This window comes from Thermus sp. (genome assembly GCF_037444525.1).
In the GTDB taxonomy this organism is placed as follows: Bacteria; Deinococcota; Deinococci; order Deinococcales; family Thermaceae; genus Thermus.
The window spans coordinates 1-17,649 of sequence record NZ_JBBIMD010000020.1 but is presented as its reverse complement, the minus strand read 5'-3'; the positions used below and the strand labels follow the sequence as shown (position 1 = coordinate 17,649).

The window sequence follows — 17,649 nt, the reverse complement described above, 5'->3', positions numbered from 1 at the left end:
GAGGCCCCATGACGCCCGTTCTGGAAACCCTTTACGGACACCGGCTGGAGCTGCCCCAGGTGGTGCGGGCCTTTCTCTTTGCCCGCGAGACCCCCCCGGCGGTCCTCCTGGCCCCGGAGGAGCGCCTTAGGCGCTACCGGGACCTTTCCGCCTTCGGGGTGCCCGTCTACGTGAACCCGGGCCTCGAGGCCCTGGGGGAGAAAGCCCTTTTCGTCTTCTCCTACGAGGAGGCCCTAAGCCCCTTCCCCGAGGACCCCCCCGCCTGGCGGTTCGTCCTGGAGGTGGGCCAAAGCTACCCCAGGGAGGCCCTTCTGGACCGCCTCCTCCGCATGGGCTACGCCCGGGACGAGGATTACCGCGTTCTTGGGGAGGTCGTGGAGCTTTTCCTCCCCGGGGGAGAGGTGCGCCTTCTCTTCTTTGGGGACGAGCTGGAGGGGCTTACGGTGAACGGCGACGCGCGGTCCCGCCACGTCCTCCTCCCCAAGCCGGGGAAGGCGGAGGCCTTCACCTCCAAGAAGATCCTCCACTTCCCGGGGGCCCTTTACCTGGACACCCCCGCCCTGGCCCCAAAAGAACTTTTTCCCCTCCTAGAGGGCCGGCCCCTGGTGGCCTTTGGGGGCGGTGTGGACCTTCCCCTTCTGGACCTTGGGGTGAGGCCCCTTCCTCCCTATCGGGGAAGCCTCAAGGCCCTGGAGAAGGACCTCGCCCGCTGGTTGGAGGAAGGGCGCCGGGTCCACCTCTTCGCCGGGCACGGCCGCACCCTGGCGTACCTGAAAGGGCGCCTTGCCCCCTTCCAGCCCCTCCTCCAGGGCCGTTACCCTGCCCCCAAAGGGCGGCTTGCCCTTCTCCCCGGGGCCTTTGAGGGGGGGGCGGAGTGGGGGGAGGAGGTCTTCCTCACCGAGGCCTTGGTCTTCGCCACGGGGGCGGTGCGGGGGCGGCTTAGGCGGGGAGAGGGGCTTTCCGACCCCTCGGCCCTAACCCCAGGGGACTACCTCATCCACCCCGAGCACGGCATCGGCCAGTACCTGGGCCTGGAGACCCGGGAGGTGTTGGGGGCCAGGCGGGACTACCTGGTCCTCCGCTACCGGGGGGAAGGGCGGCTTTACCTGCCGGTGGAGCAGCTTCCCCTCCTCAAGCGCCACCCCGGCACCACGGATGACCCTCCGGAGCTCTCCTCCTTGGGGAAGAACGAGTGGAAAAGGGCCAAGGAGCGGGCCAGGAAGGACGTGGAGGAGCTGGTCCAGAGGCTTCTCGTCCTCCAGGCCAAGCGGAAGGCCACCCCGGGCCGGGCCTTCCCTCCCCTCCCCGAGTGGGAGGCCCAGGTGGCCCAGGGCTTTCCCTACGCCCTCACCCCTGACCAGGCCCGGTCCCTGGAGGAAGTCTTGAAGGACCTCGAGGCCCCTTACCCCATGGACCGGCTGGTCTCGGGGGACGTGGGCTTCGGCAAAACGGAGGTGGCCTTGAGGGCTGCGGCCCGGGTGGTGGGGCACGGGGCTCAGGTGGCCTTCCTGGTCCCCACCACCCTTCTTGCGGAGCAGCATGGGAAGACCTTCCGCGAGCGCTTCCAGAAGCTTCCGGTGCGCGTTGGGGTCCTTTCCCGCTTCACCCCACCTAAGGAGGAAGAGGCCATCCTAAAGGGCCTAAGGGAAGGGACCATAGATCTCGTCATCGGCACCCACCGCCTCCTCCAGCCCGACGTGGCCTTCAAGGACCTGGGCCTCCTCATCGTGGACGAGGAGCACCGCTTCGGGGTGGCCCAGAAGGAACGCTTGCGGGAGCTTAAGGCCAACGTGGACACCCTCTACCTCTCCGCCACCCCCATCCCCCGCACCCTCTACAGCGCCCTGGTGGGGCTTAAGGACCTCTCCAGCATCCAGACCCCCCCTCCGGGGCGCAAGCCCATAAAGACCTTCCTCGCCCCCTTTGACCCTCTTTTGGTGCGGGAGGCCATCCTCTTGGAGTTGGAGCGGGGGGGCAAGGCCTTTTACATCCACGACCGGGTGGCCACCATCGAGGCCAGGCGCCGCTATCTGGAAAACCTGGTGCCCGAGGCCCGCATCGGGGTGGTCCACGGCCAGATGCCCGAAGCCCTCGTGGAGGAGACCATGCTTCTCTTCGCGGAAGGGGCCTACGATGTCCTTCTCGCCACCACCATCGTGGAGTCGGGCCTGGACGTGGGGGAGGCCAACACCATCCTCATCGAGCGGGCGGACCGGCTGGGCCTCGCCACCCTTTACCAGCTCCGGGGCCGGGTGGGAAGGCGAGAGGAGGAGGCCTACGCCTACCTCTTCCACCCCCCCCGCCTCACGGAAGCGGCGGAGAAGCGCCTCATGGCCATCGCCGACCTCTCCGACCTGGGAAGCGGCCACCTATTGGCGGAGAAGGACATGGAGATTAGGGGCGTGGGGAACCTCCTGGGCCCCGAGCAGCACGGGCACATCAAGGCCCTTTCCCTCGAGGTCTACACCGAGCTTTTGGAGGAGGCCATCCGCGCGCTCAAAGGGGAAGCCTCGGTGGAGGCCCGCCCCCCCCTCACCCTGGACCTGGCCCTCTCCGCCCGCCTGCCCGAGGCCTACATCCCCTCCCTGGAGGCGCGAAGCCGCTACTACGGCCGCTTCGCCCAGGTGAGGGGCTTAGCGGAGCTCTCCCAGCTGGTGCGGGAGCTCAAAGGGCGCTACGGCCCCTTGCCTGAGGAGGCGGAGAACTTCGTGGCCTTGGCCCGGCTTCGCCTGGTGGCGGAGAAGAAGGGGGTGCGCTCCATCACGGAAAGCCTCACCCACCTGGAGGTGGTCTTCGGCCACTGGCCCCTGGACTACGACGCCCGCGGGTTGAGGCGCCTTCCCCAGCGGGTGGAGATCACCCAGTACCCCCCGGGCTTCCGCATGGAGAAGAAAGGCCTTAGGCCCCGGGACTACCCCGAGGCCCTCCTCGAGGCCCTCTACCTCTTCGCGGACCGATAGAGGGTTCCCCCTTTGACAGGGGACAGGGCCCCGTCGTAAACTTTGACTCAGTATAAGGAGGTAGGCCATGATCAAAAAGGTTGGTGTGGTGGGCGCGGGAACCATGGGAAGCGGGATCGCCGCCCTGGTGGCCAGCGCCGGCATCCCCGTGGTTCTTCTGGACATACCGGGGAAGGAAGACCGGAACGAGTACGCCAAGAGGGGCTTGGAAAGGGCCCTCAAAGCCAGGCCTCCAGCCTTCATGGACAAGGACCTGGCCCGCTACGTGGAGATCGGCAACACCGAGGACCATCTGGAAAAGCTTAAGGACTGCGACTGGGTGGTGGAGGCCATCGTTGAGAAGCCCGAGCCCAAGCAGGCCCTCTATGCCCGCCTCGAGGCCCTCTTGAAACCCACGGCCATCGTGAGCTCCAACACCAGCGGCATCCCCATGAGGGTTCTCCTGGAGGGCCGCTCCGAGGCCTTCCGGCGCCGTTTCCTGGGCACCCACTTCTTCAATCCCCCCCGCTACCTCCACCTCCTGGAGCTCATCCCCACGCCCGAGACCGCCCCCGAGGTCTTGGAGGAGATCCGCCGCTTTGGGGAGCGCATCCTGGGGAAGGGCACCGTCTTGGCCAAGGACGTCCCCGGCTTCATCGCCAACCGCTTAGGGGTCTACGGCATGGTCCAGGCGGTGCGCCTCATGGAGAAGCACGGCCTCACCATTGACGAGGTGGACGCCCTCACCGGCCCCCTCTTGGGCCGCCCGGGCTCCGCCACCTTCCGCACCGCGGACCTCACGGGCCTGGACGTGCTCAAACTGGTCACGGAGGAGCTGGCCCACGCCACTGGGGAGGACTTCGCCCTGCCCGACTGGGTCCTCCGCCTGGTGGGGGAGGGGCGGCTTGGGGAGAAGGCGGGGGCCGGGTTCTACAAGCGGGTGAACGGGGAGATCCTCACCCTGGACTACCGCACCCTGGAGTACGCGCCCCGCACCAAGCTGGACCTTCCCGAACTGAACGCCCTCAAGGACCGGCCCCTCCCTGAGCGCCTCCGGGGGGCCCTGGATCTCCCCGGCAAGTATGGGGCTTTCCTGCGGGAGCTTTTGGCCCGCACCGCCCACTACACCCTCCTAAAAGCCGAGGAGATCGCCTACGACCTGGTTTCCGTGGACCAGGCCCTGGAGTGGGGCTTCGGCTGGGAGATGGGGCCCTTTAAGAACATGGACGCGGTGGGCCACGAGCGGCTGAAGTCCCTGCTTTCCGAGCATGGGCTTTCCGAGCCTCCCCTCCTGGCCCAGGCCCAGGGGGTCTTCTATAGGGACGGCACCTATCTGGGCTTTGACGGGGCCTACCACCCTCTCCCCAAGCGGGAAGGGGTGCTTTCCCTGAAGGCCCTGAAGTCGGAGGGGAAGGCCCTTTTGGAGAGCAAGGAGGCGGCCCTTCTGGACCTTGGGGACGGGGTAGCCCTCCTGGAGTTCCGTACCAAGATGAACGCCATCGGGGAGGGGGTCATCCGCATGCTCCAGAAGAGCCTGGAGTTTGTGGAGGAGAAGGGGTATCTGGGCCTCGTCATCGGCAACGAGGACCCGCGGGCCTTCTCCGCCGGGGCCAACCTGGCCCTCATCCTCTCCCTGGCCCAGGAGGGGGAGTGGGACGAGCTCTCTTTGGCGGTGCGCCAGTTCCAGAAGGCCTCCATGTCCATCCGGTATAGCCCCTTCCCGGTGGTGGTGGCCCCCTTTGGCCTCACCCTGGGGGGCGGGGCGGAGTTCACCTTGCATGCGGACGCGGTCCAGGCCCACGCGGAGCTCTACATGGGCCTGGTGGAGGCGGGGGTGGGGCTTTTGCCTGCGGGGGGCGGGACCAAGGAGATGCTCCTCCGCTTCACCCAGGAGCTCGCCCCCTACGAGGAGGCCGACCCCTTTGAGGGGGTGAAGCGGGCCTTCCAGCTCATCGCCATGGCCCGCACCTCGGAAAGCGCCCTCGAGGCCCGGAAGATGGGCTTCCTGCGCGACCGGGACCGGATCAGCGTGAACCGGGACTTCCTCCTCCAAGACGCTAAGCGGCGGGTGCTGGAGCTGGCTCCCGATTACCGTCCGCCCCTGCCCCCCAGGATCCGGGTCCTGGGGAACGAGGCCTTGGGGAACCTGCGCTACGCGGTCTGGGCCTTCCGGGAGGCGGGGGAGATCTCCGACCACGACATGCGCATAGGCTTGGAGATCGCCTACGTCCTCTCCGGCGGGGAGGGCCCTGGGCGGGAGGTATCCGAGTGGGACCTTTTGGACCTGGAGCGGGAGGCCTTCTTGAAACTCCTTGGCACCCGCAAGACCCAGGAGCGCATTGCCTACACCCTTAAGACGGGCAAGCCCCTTAGGAACTAGAGGTGGAGCCATGCAGGAAGCCGTAATTGTCAGCGCAGTGCGGAGCCCCGTGGCCCGGGGCAAGAAGGATGGGGCCCTGGCCACCCTCCACCCGGTGGACCTCTCGGCCCAGGTGATGCGGGCCGCGGTGGAGCGGGCGGGCCTGGACCCTAAGGAGCTGGAGGACGTCCTCTGGGGGTGCGCCATGCCCGAGGCGGCCCAGGGGCTCAACATCGCCCGGCTGGCCCTCCTCCGGGCCGGGTTCCCCATAGAGGTGGCCGGGGCCACGGTGAACCGGTTCTGCTCCAGTGGCCTCCAGACCATCGCCATGGCCGCCCAGGCGGTGATGACCGGGATGGCGGATGTCGTCTTGGCGGGCGGGGTGGAGATGATGAGCCAGGTGCCCATGTCCGGCTACCACACCCGCCTTCACCCCGACCTCACCCCCACGGAGTGGAGCCCGGAGGCCTACTCCACCTACATCGGCATGGGCTACACCGCGGAAAGGGTGGCGGAGCGCTTCGGGATCAGCCGGGAAGACCAGGACAGATGGGCCCTTCGTAGCCACCAACGGGCGGCCCAGGCCTGGGCGGAGGGGCGCTTTCCCGAGGTGGTCCCCATCCGCGTTCCTACGGTGCGCTACCAGGGGACCAGGAAGGTGGTGGGGGAGGTCCTCTTTGAGCGGGATGAGACGGTGCGCCCCGACACCAGCCTCGAGGCCCTTGCCAAGCTCAAGCCCGCCTTCAAGAAGGGGGGCACGGTTACCGCGGGGAACTCGAGCCCCTACTCCGACGGGGCGGCGGCCGTTTTGGTCATGAGCCGGGAGAAGGCGAAGGCCCTGGGGCTTAAGCCTTTGGCCCGCTTCGTCAGCTTCGCCGTGGCCGGGGTGGAACCCGACATCATGGGCATCGGCCCGGTGAAGGCCGTGCCCAAGGCCCTGGCCCGGGCGGGGCTTACCCTGGATCAGATCGGCCTCATTGAGTTCAACGAGGCCTTCGCCGCCCAGGTCCTGGCGGTGATGCGCGCCTTGGAGATGCCCGAGGGGAAGACCAACGTGAACGGGGGGGCCATTGCCCTCGGCCACCCCTTGGGGGCCACGGGGGCCAAGCTCACCGCCCAGCTCATCTCGGAGCTTGCCCGTCGGGGCGGGGGCTATGGCCTCGTGACCATGTGCATTGGCGGCGGCATGGGGGCCGCGGGGGTCTTTGAGGTTTACCCGGCTTAGGAGGGAGACCATGACCGAGGAGAGGAAGCTTTGGAAAAAGGGCGGTGGCTGGCTTTTGGAGGTTCCGGAAGGGATCTACACCCCGGAGGACTTTGACGAGAGCGTCAAGGAGATTGCCCGCACCACCCGCACCTTCGTGGAGCGGGAGGTCCTCCCCCTTTTGGAGCACATGGAGCACGGGGAGCTGGAGCTCAACGTTCCCCTGATGCGCAAGGCGGGGGAGCTGGGGCTTCTCGGCATTGACGTCCCCGAGGAGTACGGGGGGCTGGACCTTCCCAAGGTCATCTCCACCGTGGTGGCCGAGGAGCTTTCGGGAAGCGGGGGCTTTTCCGTTACCTACGGGGCCCACACCTCCATCGGCACCCTGCCTCTCGTCTACTTCGGCACGGAGGAGCAGAAGCGGAAGTACCTCCCCAAGCTGGCCAGCGGGGAGTGGATCGCTGCCTACTGCCTCACCGAGCCCGGGTCTGGCTCCGATGCCCTGGCGGCCAAGACCCGGGCCACCTTAAGCGAGGACGGCCGCCACTACATCCTGAACGGGGTCAAGCAGTGGATCTCCAACGCGGGCTTCGCCCAGCTCTTCACCGTCTTCGCCAAGGTGGACGGGGAGCACTTCACCGCCTTCCTGGTGGAGCGGGGCACCCCGGGGCTTTCCTTCGGCCCCGAGGAGAAGAAGATGGGCATCAAGGCCTCTTCCACCCGCCAGGTGATCCTGGAGGACGTGAAGGTCCCCGTGGAGAACGTCCTGGGCGAGATCGGCAAGGGGCACAAGATCGCCTTCAACGTCCTCAACGTGGGCCGGTATAAGCTGGGGGCGGGGGCCGTGGGTGGGGCCAAGCGGGCCTTGGAGCTTTCTGCTGCTTACGCCAAGGCCCGGCACCAGTTCGGGCGGCCCATCGGCCAGTTCGGCCTCATCCAGGAGAAGCTAGGGGAGATGGCGAGCCGCATCTACGCCGCGGAAAGCGCCGTCTACCGCACCGTGGGCCTCATTGACGAGGCGCTTTTGGGCAAGAAGGGAGCGGAGGCGGTGATGGCGGGCATTGAGGAGTATGCGGTGGAGGCCTCCATCATCAAGGTCCTGGGCTCGGAGGTCCTGGACTACGTGGTGGACGAGGGGGTGCAGATCCATGGGGGCTACGGCTACTCCCAGGAGTACCCCATTGAGCGGGCCTACCGCGACGCCCGCATCAACCGCATCTTTGAGGGGACCAACGAGATCAACCGCCTCCTCATCCCCGGCATGCTCATCCGCCGTGCCCTCAAGGGGCAGCTTCCCCTCATGCAGGCGGCGGCGCGCCTCCAGAAGGAGGTCCTGGAGCCCAGCTTTGAGGAGCCCGAGGACCGGGAGGCAGCGTACATCGCTGGACTTAAGAAGCTGGCCCTGATGGTGGCGGGCCTGGCCCTCCAGAAGTACGGCCAGGGGGTGGAGGAGGAACAGGAGGTCCTGGGGGCGGTGGCGGACATCCTCATTGACGCCTACGCCGCGGAAAGCGCCCTCCTCCGCGCCCGGCGCCTAGGAGGGGTGGCCCAGGACATGGCCCAGATCTACCTCCTCCAGGCTGTGGACCGGGCCCAGGCCCGGGCCCTTTCCGTCCTGCCCCGGCTGGTGGAGGGGGACGAGGCCCGGGTGGTGTACTCCGCCGCCCGCCGCCTCACCAAGCGGGACTACGTGGACCTGGTGGCCCTGAGGCGGCGGGTGGCCGAGGCGGTCCTCGAGGCCGAGGGCTACCCCGTCTCCCGCTAAGCCCCTGAGCGCCTTCCCCCGCAAGGGGCCCCTTGCGGGGGGGCTTTATTCCAGCCGCCACTTGGGGCCCTCTTTAGTGTCCTCCACGATGACCCCTAGGGCCTTAAGCCGATCGCGGATAAGGTCCGCCTTGGCGAAGTCCCGGGCCCGCCGGGCCTCCTCCCTTAGCTCCAGGAGAAGGGCGATGAGGCCTTCCAAAAGGGGCCCGGAAACCTTTTCCTCCAGAACCCGCTCCGGAAAGAGGCCCAAGATCCCCTCGCCTAGGGTGTGGAAGACCCCTTCTGCCCGCTCCAGGCTTTCCCTTCTGGCCTCAGGGAGGAGGCGGTGGAACTCGGGGAGGAAGGTGAAGAAGGCGGCCAGGGCCTCAGGGGTGGAGAGGTCGTCCTCTATGGCCTCCATGAAGGCCTTTTCTAAGGTGTCTAGGGCCCTTTCCAGCTCCGGGGTGGTGCCGGAAGGAGCCTGGGCCTTCCTTGCCCGCACCTCCCGGTAGGCCTGGAGAAGGCGGGTGTAGCCCCGCTTGGCGGCCTCGAGGCCCTGGAAGGAGAAGTCCATGGGGCTCCGGTAGTGGGTTTGGAGAAGGTAGAAGCGGAGGGCCATGGGCTCGTGAGCTTTGAGGAGGTCGTGGAGGAGGACCAGGTTCCCCGTGCTTTTGGCCATCTTCTCCCCTTCCAGGAGCACGTGGTTGTGGTGCATCCAATGCCGGGCGAAGCGGTAGCCCGCGGCCTCCGCCTGGGCGATCTCGCACTCGTGGTGGGGGAACTGGAGGTCTATGCCCCCCGCGTGCAGGTCAAACCCCTCCCCCAGGTACTTGAGGCTCATGGCCGTGCACTCAATGTGCCAGCCCGGGTACCCCTCACCCCAGGGGCTTTTCCAGCGCATGAGGTGGCCAGGCTCAGCCGCTTTCCAAAGAGCGAAGTCCAGGGGGTCTTCCTTCTCCTCCCGCACCTCCACCCGGGCCCCCGCCCGGAGCTCTTCCAGCCTTTTCCCCGAAAGCTTCCCGTACTCGGGGAAGGCCCGCACCCGGAAGTACACGCTCCCCCCCCGCAGGTAGGCGAAGCCCAAATCCAAAAGGCGCTGGGTGAGCTCTAGCTGTTCGGGGATGTGGCCCGAGGCCCTGGGGGCGATGGAGGGCCTCAGGACGTTTAGGGCCCCCATAGCGTCAAAGTAGCTCCAGGTGTACTTCTCGGCCACCTCCATGGGCTCAAGCTGTTCCAGCTTGGCCCTCCTTTGGATCTTGTCCTCCCCCTGGTCGGCGTCGTCCGTGAGGTGGCCCACGTCGGTGATGTTGGAGACGAAGCGCACCTTGTACCCTTGGTGGAGGAAGTAGCGCCTTAGGACATCGTAGACGATGGGCCCGCGGGCGTGGCCCAGGTGGGGGTCGGCGTAGACCGTGGGCCCGCAGACATAGATGCCCACGTGGCCTTTCACCGCGGGCTCAAAGGGGACCTTCTTCCGCTGGAGCGTATCGTAGATGACGAGGCCCATAGGGCGATTATAGGCCCTCGTGCCATAATGGCGGGGTATGGGACGGATCCTGCGGGCCCTTGCGGGAGAGGGGAACCTCCGGGTGGTGGCCGCGGACACGGGGGACGTGGTGGAGGAGGCCCGCCTTCGCCACGGCCTTTCCCCCACGGCCACCGCCGCTTTGGGCCGGGCCATGACCGGGGCCCTGCTTCTTGCCCAGCTTCTCCTAAAGACCCCCAAGGAGCGCCTGGCCCTGCGCCTCGAGGGGGACGGGCCCTTAGGGGGTGTGGTGGCCGAGGCGGACCCCATGGGGGGGGTGCGGGGGTATGTGAAGAACCCTCAGGCGGAGGTGCCCCTTCGGGAAGACGGCAAGCTCAACGTGGGGGCCGCGGTGGGGCGGGGCTTTTTGAGGGTGGACCGAAGCCTCCCGAGCGGCGACATCTACACCAGCACCGTGCCCCTGGTCTCGGGGGAGATCGCCGAGGACCTGGCCCACTACCTCTGGCAGTCCGAGCAGATCCCTTCCGCGCTTCTCCTCGGGGTGCGGGTGCGGGGGGAAGGGGAGGTGGAGGCCGCGGGGGGCATCGCGGTCCAGGTCCTGCCTGGGGCCTCGGAGGAGGTTTTGGGCCGCCTCGAGGCCAACCTGAAGGCCTTTGGCGCCCTCACGGAGCGCCTTCGCAAGGAGGGCCTGGAAGGGGCCTTGGAGGCGCTTTTCCAGGGCCTTGGCCTGGAGCGCACGGACCTTCGCGCCCTAGGCTATCCGGAAAACGAGATCCCCGCCCGTTTCTGCTGCCGGTGCAACCGGGAGAAGGCCTTGGAAGCCTTGGTCTTCTTCACCCCTGAGGAGCGGGAGGACATGATCGTGAGGGACGGCGGGGCGGAGGTGGTCTGCCACTGGTGCGGGGCGGTCTACCGCTTCAGCCCCGAGGAGATCCGCACCCTGGTGGCCGAGGTGCGCTGCCCCGACTGCGGAACCCTTTGGCTTTACCCCAAGGCCGACGGCACCCTGTTCCGCATTGAAGGGGACACCTGCCGCTGCGGGCGGAGGGTGGAGCTCCCTGGCGAAAAGCGGGCCGAGGCGTAAACTGGGGGCATGTTCCGGACCATCCTCCTGGCCTACGACGGTTCCGAACACGCCAAGCGGGCGGCCAAGGTGGCCAAGGCCGAGGCGGAGGCCCACGGGGCCAGGTTCCTTTTGGTGCACGTCTACGAGCCCGTGCCGGACTATCTGGGGGAGCCCTTCTTTGAGGAGGCCCTGAAGCGGCGCCTGGAACGGGCGGAGGCGGTGCTAAGGGAGGGGCTTGCCCTGGTGGGCCTTCCCCTGGAAAGCGGCCTTCTTTTAGAGGGGGAGCCCGCGGGGGCCATTCTGGAGGCGGCGCACGCGGAGAAGGCCGACCTCATCGTCATGGGCACCCGCGGCCTAGGGGCTTTGGGGGGGCTTTTCCTGGGGAGCCAGAGCCAAAAGGTGGTGGCCCACGCCCCCTGCCCGGTGCTCTTGGTGCGCTAAGTACCCCACCGAGGCTTTCGCTTCGGTGGGGGCCCCAGAACAAGGGTCAAGGTAGCTTGGCGGTTGACCCAGCGTGCCTTCCCTCCAAGTCCCGTGAGGATTTGCCAATGCCGGGGCGCTTGGGCGGCCCGGCCTATGTGCCCTGCTGAAGCCCCCTGCGGCGGTTTAGGTCTGGACCGTGGGCCGCCAGCGGAGGAGCCCGGCCTCGAGGCGGCCGAAGAGGAAGAAGAGGAGGAGGACGAAGAGGACGATGAGGGCGATGAGGGCTAGGGAGAGCTTGGCGTTGTAGGTGCTTTGGGCGAAGGAGAGGAGGTAGCCGAGGCCCCGGCTGGCCGCCACGAACTCCCCCACCACCGCCCCCGTGAAGGCGAAGCCCACGGCCACCTTCAAGGAGGAGAGGACCCAGGCAGCCACAGAGGGAAGGTAGACCTCCCTAAGGAGCCAAGCCCGCCCGCCCCCCAGGGTCCGCACCCGCTCCACGAGCCGGGCATCCACCTGCTTGACCCCGGAATAGACGGCGAAGAAGATGAGGACCGCCACCAGGACCAGGCTCAAGGCCACCTTGGAGGCCAGGCCGATTCCCAGCCAGATGACGAAGAGGGGGGCGAGGATCACCCGGGGGATGGCGTTCAGAAGGAGCATCACGGGCTCCAGGAGATCGGAAAGGAGGGGGCTGAAGGCGGCGAGGAGGCCCAGCGCCCCCCCGAGGCCCACCCCGAGGAGGAGGCCCAGGAGAGCGGCGCTGAAGGTGGCCTGGAGGTGGGGGTAGATCTCCCCGCTCTGGAAGAGGCCAAGGAGGGTGAGGAAGACCTGGTGGGGCGGGGGGGCGTAAAGGGGGTTTAGGACCCCTAGCGCGGCCATGGCCTCCCAAAGGAGGAGGAGGCCTAAAAGGCTTAGGGCGCGGCGCACAGGACCACCTCCTCCAGGTCCTGCCAAAGCTCCTTGAGCAGGGCCCCAAACCGGGGCTCGGCCCGCACCGCCACCGGGTCCCGGGGCCGGGGGAAGGGCACCCTGTAGGCCTTGGCCACCCGGGCCCTGGGGCCCTTGGAGAGGAGATAGATCCGGTCAGCGAGGGCGATGGCCTCCTCCAGGTCGTGGGTGACCAGGAGGACGGCGATGCCCTCCCCCTCCACGAGCCGCAAGAGGTCGCGGGTCACCTCCGTGCGCAGGATGGCGTCCAGGCTGGCGAAGGGCTCGTCCATGAGGAGGAGCTTGGGCCTTAGGGCCAGGACCTGGGCCAGGGCCACCCGCTTGCGCTGCCCCCCGGAAAGCTCGTGGGGGTAGCGGTCCCCAAGCCCCCTAAGCCCAAGCCGGACAAGCCAGAACTCGGCCTCTTCCAGGGCCTCCTTCTTCCCGTAGCCCCGAATCCTTAGGCCCAAGGCGGCGTTCTCCCGGGCGGTGCGCCAGGGAAGTAGGGCATCTTCCTGGAAGAGGAAGCCAAGCTCCCGCTCCCCAAACCCCCGCAGGATCTCCCCCTTTAGGGGCTTGAGGAGGCCGGCGATGGCCCGGAGGAGGGTGCTCTTGCCGCTCCCTGAGGGCCCCACCAGGCCCACGAACTCCCCTTCCCCCACCCGAAGGTCCACCCCCTCGAGGACGGGCTGGTCCCCGTAGCCCAAGGCCAGGCCCCGCACTTCAAGCACCCACCACCTCCAGGTCCAGGAGGGGGTTCAGGCGGAAGGAAGGGGGCAGGAGGCCCGCTTCCATCTGGCTTTCCACCACCCGCTCCGCCGCCTTCCGGTCAATCTGGACCCCTTTGGGGTAGAGGTCCTTGCGATAGCGCTCAATCACCGCCTTAAGCCTGGCCTCGTCTCCCCCGGCGATGAGGGCCTTGGGCAGGGTGTCGGCGATGAGGCGGCCTTCCGCGGCGTGGATGAAGCGGAGGGCCTTCTCCAGGGCCCGGGCCAGGGCGCGCATCTCCTCCAGGCGCGCGTTCCGCTCCTCCCGTCGTACGGCCACCCCCATGAACTCGTAGGGCCCCCCAAGGTAGCGGGTGGCCTGCTTCAGGTCCATGAAGTTGACGAGCTCCCGCCCCCCGGCCCCCTTGAGGAGGGAGAGAGCGGGCTCTTGGACCATGCCCGCCTCCACGTGCCCCGCCCTCAGAGCCTCGTAGAGGTTGGGGCCCAGGGTGGCGTACTGGACCTTCCTGGGGTCTAGTCCGGCCTTCTTCAGCAGGTAGACCAAGAGGACGTGGTCCGCGTTCCCCAGGGCGGAAACCCCCACGGTCCGCCCCTCCAGGTCCTTCACCTCCTGGATTCCCTTGGCCCGGGGCCCCACCGCCAGGGCGAAGAGGGGGAGCCTTCCCGTGGAGGCGAAGCGCAGGATGGGCGCCCCCTGCTGGAAGGCCTGGAGGGCGGCGTCCAGGCTGGTGGCCGCGTAGTCCACCGCCTTGCCCGCAAGGAACTGCAGCGCCTGGCTCCCCCCTCGGGCGTAGACCAGCTCCACCTCGAGGCCCCCTTCCCGGAAGTAGCCCCGCCGTTGGGCCACCTCGTAGGGGATGATGCAAAGGAGCTGGGAGCAGAAGGCAAGCCGTACCTTCCGCCTCCCCCCTTGAGCCAGGGCAAGCCCCGAAAGGCCTTGGATCACCTGGCGCCGGCTCACGCAGCAGTCCATACCTCCCATGGTTACCCCTAAGCTTGTTGGTGTCAAGGGTACTGAGGGGATCTAAGGACCCGGAGGATCAGGGCGTCCCGCAGGGGGGTGGGCAGGAGCCTGAGAAGGCGCACCTCCCGCGCCCGGGCCGGGTGGGCCACCAGGTAGCGGGCTTTGGGGCGGGGGTGGGTGAGGGCCTCGAGGACCACCTCGGCCACCCGTTCCGGGGGAAGCCCCCTTTGGGCGTTCCTTTCGGCCATCCGCCGGGCCGCTTCCAGGTAGGCCCCGTAGACCCCTTCCGTCCCCGGGGGCGGGGGGAGGAGGTAGCCCTCGGCCCAGCGCAGGCTCCGCCCCCAGATGGGGGTGGCCACGGACCCCGGCTCCACCAGGACCACCCTGACCCCGAAAGGGGCAAGCTCCACCCTCAGGGCGTCCGCCAGGGCCTCCAGGGCGAACTTGCTCGCCGCGTAGGGCCCCATGAGGGGAAGGGCCACCAGGCCGGAGACGGAGCCCATGAGGACGATCCGCCCCCTGCCCCGCCTCAGGTGGGGGAGGAAGGCCTGCACCGTGCGCAGGGCCCCGAGGACGTTCACCCTTAGACCCTCCTCCACCACCTCGGGGGGCACAAGCTCCAGGGGCCCCGCGGGGGCGATGCCGGCGTTCGCCACCAGGCCGAAAAGGGCTTCGGGGAGAGCCCTTTTGGCCCTCTCCAGGTCCTCGGGGCGGATGACGTCCAGGGGAAGGGGGAGGAGGCCTAGGGCCTCGAGGCGCCCCAGGTCCTCTTCCTTTCTCGCCCCCGCGTAGACGGTGAAGCCCCGCGCCTTGAGGAGGAGGGCGGTGGCCAGCCCGATGCCGCTACCTGCCCCGGTGACCAGAATGGCCCTTTCCATTTGCACCCAGTCTACGCCCTTGGGTAGAATCGGGCAGGACCTGGAAAGGAGGGGCTTCATGTGGGGGAGAAGGGTCCAGCAGGCCATCTACCTGGAGGGCCTTTTGGGCAGGAAGCCCAAGGTGCCCGTCCACCCGGAGGCCTTGGAGAAGGCGGCGAGGCGCCGGGCCTCTCCTGAGGCCTGGGCCTACCTGGCGGGCGGGGCGGGGTTGGAAAGGACCATGGCCGCCAACCTCGAGGCCTTCCGCCGCTACGCCTTCCGCCCCCGGATGCTCCGGGGGGCGCCGCCCCCCGCTTTGGAGGTGGAGCTCTTCGGGCGGCGGTGGGCCGCCCCCCTCTTCCTTGCGCCCATCGGGGTCCTGGAGCTCGCCCACAGGGCGGGGGACCTGGCCGCCGCCCGGGCAGCGGCCCAGAGGGGGGTGCCCTTTATGGTTTCCAACCAGAGCTCCCACCCCATGGAGGCCATCGCCGAGGCCATGGAGGGGGTGCGCCCTGGGGCCTTGCGCTTCTTCCAGCTTTACCACTCCACCGACTTCCGCGTGGTCCGAAGCTTCCTCCGCCGGGCCGAGGCCGCAGGGTATATGGGGGTGGTCCTCACCGTGGACACCGTCCAGCTCGGCTGGCGCCCACGGGACCTGGACCTGGGCCACCTCCCCTTCCTCAAGGGGCAGGGCCTCGCCCAGTACCTCACGGACCCCGCCTTCCTCGCCTCCTTGGGGGAGCCCTTGGAGGGGCCAAGCCCTAGGGTGCGGCCGAGCCTGGCCCTCCTTCGGGCCCTCCCCGCCCTTCGGCGGGCGGGCAAGGGGAGCCTGGCACAGGCCCTTAAGGCCGTGCGCCGCTTCGTGGCCACCTACTCCTTCCCCGAGCTCTCCTGGGAGGAGGTGCGCCGGGTGCGGGAGGAGACCGCCTTGCCCCTCATCCTCAAAGGCCTCCTCCACCCGGAGGACGCTAAGAGGGCCGTGGAGATCGGGGTGGACGCGGTTTACGTCTCCAACCACGGTGGGCGGCAGGTGGACGGGGCCATGGCCGCCCTGGACGCCCTGCCCGGGGTGGTGCGGGCCGTGGGGGATAAGGTGCCCGTCCTCATGGATAGCGGCGTGCGCAACGGGGCCGACGTGGCCAAGGCCTTAGCCTTGGGGGCGAAGGCGGTGGGCCTAGGGCGCCTCTACGCCTACGGGCTCTTCTTTGGGGAAGAGGGGGTGGGGGCGGTCTTGGACTACGTGCTGGCGGAACTGGAGCTTACCCTGGCCCTGGTGGGGGTGGGGGGGCTTGGAGAGCTTGGGCCCCATCTGCTTGGTCTAGACTAGGGGGTATGAAGTACGAGACCTTGGCGGTGCTGGCGGGGCTTCCCGAGGACCCCCATGGGGCGGTGGGCCTTCCCATTTACGCCGTGGCCGCCTACGGCTTCCCCACCTTGGAGGAAGGGGCGGAGCGCTTCGCCACTGGGGAAGGCTACGTCTACGCCCGGCAGAAGGACCCCACTGCAAGGGCCCTGGAGGAGCGGCTTAGGGCCCTGGAGGGGGCCCTGGAGGCGGTGGTCGTGGCTACCGGCCAGGCGGCCACCTTTTCTGCCCTCCTTGCCCTCCTCCGCCCGGGGGATGAGGTGGTGGCCGCTAAGGGGCTTTTCGGCCAGACCATTGGGCTTTTCAACCAGGTCGTTGGCCCCCTCCTGGGGGTGAAGGTGCATTACGCGGACCCCGAGCCCGATGCCGTGCGCGAGGCCCTTTCCGAGAGGACCCGGGTCCTCTTCGTGGAAACCATGGCCAACCCCGCCCTCCTCGTCCCCGACCTCGAGGCCCTGGCGGAACTTGCGGAGGAAAGGGGTGTGGCCCTCGTGGTGGACAACACCTTCGGGGCGGCGGGGGCGCTTTGCCAGCCCCTACGGTGGGGGGCCCACGCGGTGGTCCAGAGCCTCACCAAGTGGGCCTCGGGGCATGGTTCCGTTTTGGGGGGCGCTGTCCTGGCCCGGCAGACGGGCCTTTGGGCCCATTTCCCCCAGTTCCTGGAGCCCGACCCCAAGGGGCAGATCCCTTGGGAGGCCCTAGGCCCCCGGTGTTTCCCGGAGCGGGTGCGCCAGCTCGGGCTTTCCCTGGGGGGGATGAGCCTAAGCCCCTTCAACGCTTACCTCCTCTTTCAGGGCCTGGAGACCGTGGCCCTGAGGGTCCGGTGGATGAGCGAGACCGCCCTCCGCCTGGCGGAGGCCCTGAGGGTCCACCCCAAGGTGAAGGCCCTCCGCTACCCCGGCCTCCCCGAGGACCCCGCCCACGCCCGGGCCCGGAAGTACCTCACCTCCTTCGGCCCCATGCTCACCCTGGACCTCGGAAGCCAGGAGGCGGCGAGCCGCTTCCTCGGGGCCATCCGCCTTCTCAAGGCCCCTAACCTGGGAGATGCCCGCACCCTCCTGGTCCACCCCTGGACCACCACCCATAGCCGCCTTAAGGAGGGGGCCCGCCTCGAGGCCGGGGTCACCCCGGGGCTCGTCCGGGTCTCCGTGGGCCTGGAGGACCCGGAGGACCTCGAGGCCCTCTTCCGGGAGGCCCTGGCGGCGGTCTGAAAGGCGGTTCCTTGGTGCACTACCCTAGAGCCTGTTCCTCCCTCCACCATCCCGAGTATCCTGGACAGCCGGAGCGCGAGGCTTCCGAAGAGGGCGGGGCCGAGAAGGCGAAGGGGAGCAAGGCGACGGTCGGGCTTGTGGTCAGGAGATTAGCCCCCTACAGGGGCATCGGAGGCAAGTACCCCTTCGGTGGGGGCCCCAAAAGAGGGGCCTAGACCGCCTTGTCTCCGAGCCCCATGGGGATTTTTCAATGCCGAGGCGCTTAGCTAGGGCCACCTGGATGGCGGTGGGGGGCTGATCCGGCAGTCTCTTCGGGGAGCGGTCCTTTTTGGGGCCTATGCCCAATTGCAGCTTGAGGGGCTCTTAAGATGACTTCTAA

Annotated in this window: 13 protein-coding genes; 8 read left to right on the top strand and 5 right to left on the bottom strand. The window is 68.3% G+C overall.

The features are described from left to right. Positions 1-8: 8 nt before the first annotated feature. From mfd to WKI94_RS04775, 4 genes are all read left to right on the top strand, one after another. Complete coding sequence (mfd, locus tag WKI94_RS04790; protein ID WP_337844636.1) at positions 9-2,960, top strand: transcription-repair coupling factor; 2,952 nt, start codon at positions 9-11, stop codon at positions 2,958-2,960. Between the two features lie 67 nt (positions 2,961-3,027). After that, a complete protein-coding gene (locus tag WKI94_RS04785; protein ID WP_337844635.1) occupies positions 3,028-5,319 on the top strand; it encodes a 3-hydroxyacyl-CoA dehydrogenase/enoyl-CoA hydratase family protein in 2,292 nt (763 codons plus the stop codon). A 10-nt stretch (positions 5,320-5,329) separates the two neighbouring features. Further along, positions 5,330-6,523 (top strand): thiolase family protein, encoded by a 1,194-nt coding sequence (locus WKI94_RS04780; protein WP_337844634.1) that lies wholly within the window; start codon positions 5,330-5,332, stop codon positions 6,521-6,523. 10 nt (positions 6,524-6,533) lie between these two features. Next, entirely contained in the window at positions 6,534-8,267 is a 1,734-nt protein-coding gene (locus WKI94_RS04775) for an acyl-CoA dehydrogenase family protein (RefSeq protein WP_337844633.1), read from the top strand. 45 nt (positions 8,268-8,312) lie between these two features. Here the strand turns inward: WKI94_RS04775 and cysS are convergent, their stop codons facing one another. Then, positions 8,313-9,752: a cysteine--tRNA ligase gene (cysS, locus tag WKI94_RS04770; RefSeq protein WP_337844632.1), complete on the bottom strand. Its 1,440-nt coding sequence runs from the start codon at positions 9,750-9,752 to the stop codon at positions 8,313-8,315. Positions 9,753-9,789: 37 nt separating this feature from the next. Between cysS and hslO the strand changes: the two genes are divergently transcribed. Beyond that, complete coding sequence (hslO, locus tag WKI94_RS04765; protein ID WP_337844631.1) at positions 9,790-10,815, top strand: Hsp33 family molecular chaperone HslO; 1,026 nt, start codon at positions 9,790-9,792, stop codon at positions 10,813-10,815. A 9-nt stretch (positions 10,816-10,824) separates the two neighbouring features. Further along, a complete protein-coding gene (locus tag WKI94_RS04760; RefSeq protein WP_337844630.1) occupies positions 10,825-11,238 on the top strand; it encodes a universal stress protein in 414 nt (137 codons plus the stop codon). A 165-nt stretch (positions 11,239-11,403) separates the two neighbouring features. On the opposite strand, the gene WKI94_RS04755 is transcribed toward WKI94_RS04760, so the two are convergent. Genes WKI94_RS04755 through WKI94_RS04740 form a run of 4 tightly spaced genes read right to left on the bottom strand, consistent with a single transcriptional unit; the run spans position 11,404 to position 14,717 of the window. Beyond that, on the bottom strand, positions 11,404-12,147 hold the full coding sequence (locus WKI94_RS04755) for an ABC transporter permease subunit (protein ID WP_337844629.1): 744 nt from the start codon (positions 12,145-12,147) through the stop codon (positions 11,404-11,406). After that, positions 12,132-12,878, bottom strand: coding sequence for an ABC transporter ATP-binding protein (locus tag WKI94_RS04750; RefSeq protein WP_337844628.1), 747 nt, complete (start codon positions 12,876-12,878; stop codon positions 12,132-12,134). Before WKI94_RS04750 ends, WKI94_RS04755 begins: the two co-directional genes overlap by 16 nt. Continuing rightward, positions 12,871-13,848 (bottom strand): ABC transporter substrate-binding protein, encoded by a 978-nt coding sequence (locus tag WKI94_RS04745; protein WP_337844627.1) that lies wholly within the window; start codon positions 13,846-13,848, stop codon positions 12,871-12,873. Before WKI94_RS04745 ends, WKI94_RS04750 begins: the two co-directional genes overlap by 8 nt. Positions 13,849-13,880: 32 nt before the next feature. Further along, entirely contained in the window at positions 13,881-14,717 is an 837-nt protein-coding gene (locus tag WKI94_RS04740) for an SDR family oxidoreductase (protein WP_337844626.1), read from the bottom strand. Positions 14,718-14,775: 58 nt separating this feature from the next. Between WKI94_RS04740 and WKI94_RS04735 the strand changes: the two genes are divergently transcribed. Next, positions 14,776-16,023: an alpha-hydroxy-acid oxidizing protein gene (locus WKI94_RS04735; RefSeq protein WP_337844625.1), complete on the top strand. Its 1,248-nt coding sequence runs from the start codon at positions 14,776-14,778 to the stop codon at positions 16,021-16,023. A gap of 5 nt (positions 16,024-16,028) precedes the next feature. Next, positions 16,029-17,270 carry an aminotransferase class I/II-fold pyridoxal phosphate-dependent enzyme gene (locus WKI94_RS04730; protein ID WP_337844624.1) on the top strand — a complete coding sequence of 414 codons (1,242 nt, stop codon included), beginning with the start codon at positions 16,029-16,031 and terminating at the stop codon, positions 17,268-17,270. The last annotated feature ends 379 nt before the right edge of the window (positions 17,271-17,649 follow it).

What these genes read in the sequence shown, in the direction of transcription:
- WKI94_RS04740 (WP_337844626.1), bottom strand. Translation starts at nt 14,717, where the DNA reads ATGGAAAGGGCCATTCTGGTCACCGGGGCAGGTAGCGGCATCGGGCTG.
- cysS (WP_337844632.1), bottom strand. Translation starts at nt 9,752, where the DNA reads ATGGGCCTCGTCATCTACGATACGCTCCAGCGGAAGAAGGTCCCCTTT.
- WKI94_RS04745 (WP_337844627.1), bottom strand. Translation starts at nt 13,848, where the DNA reads ATGGACTGCTGCGTGAGCCGGCGCCAGGTGATCCAAGGCCTTTCGGGG.
- mfd (WP_337844636.1), top strand. Translation starts at nt 9, where the DNA reads ATGACGCCCGTTCTGGAAACCCTTTACGGACACCGGCTGGAGCTGCCC.
- WKI94_RS04735 (WP_337844625.1), top strand. Translation starts at nt 14,776, where the DNA reads ATGTGGGGGAGAAGGGTCCAGCAGGCCATCTACCTGGAGGGCCTTTTG.
- WKI94_RS04785 (WP_337844635.1), top strand. Translation starts at nt 3,028, where the DNA reads ATGATCAAAAAGGTTGGTGTGGTGGGCGCGGGAACCATGGGAAGCGGG.
- WKI94_RS04760 (WP_337844630.1), top strand. Translation starts at nt 10,825, where the DNA reads ATGTTCCGGACCATCCTCCTGGCCTACGACGGTTCCGAACACGCCAAG.
- WKI94_RS04775 (WP_337844633.1), top strand. Translation starts at nt 6,534, where the DNA reads ATGACCGAGGAGAGGAAGCTTTGGAAAAAGGGCGGTGGCTGGCTTTTG.
- WKI94_RS04730 (WP_337844624.1), top strand. Translation starts at nt 16,029, where the DNA reads ATGAAGTACGAGACCTTGGCGGTGCTGGCGGGGCTTCCCGAGGACCCC.
- hslO (WP_337844631.1), top strand. Translation starts at nt 9,790, where the DNA reads ATGGGACGGATCCTGCGGGCCCTTGCGGGAGAGGGGAACCTCCGGGTG.
- WKI94_RS04780 (WP_337844634.1), top strand. Translation starts at nt 5,330, where the DNA reads ATGCAGGAAGCCGTAATTGTCAGCGCAGTGCGGAGCCCCGTGGCCCGG.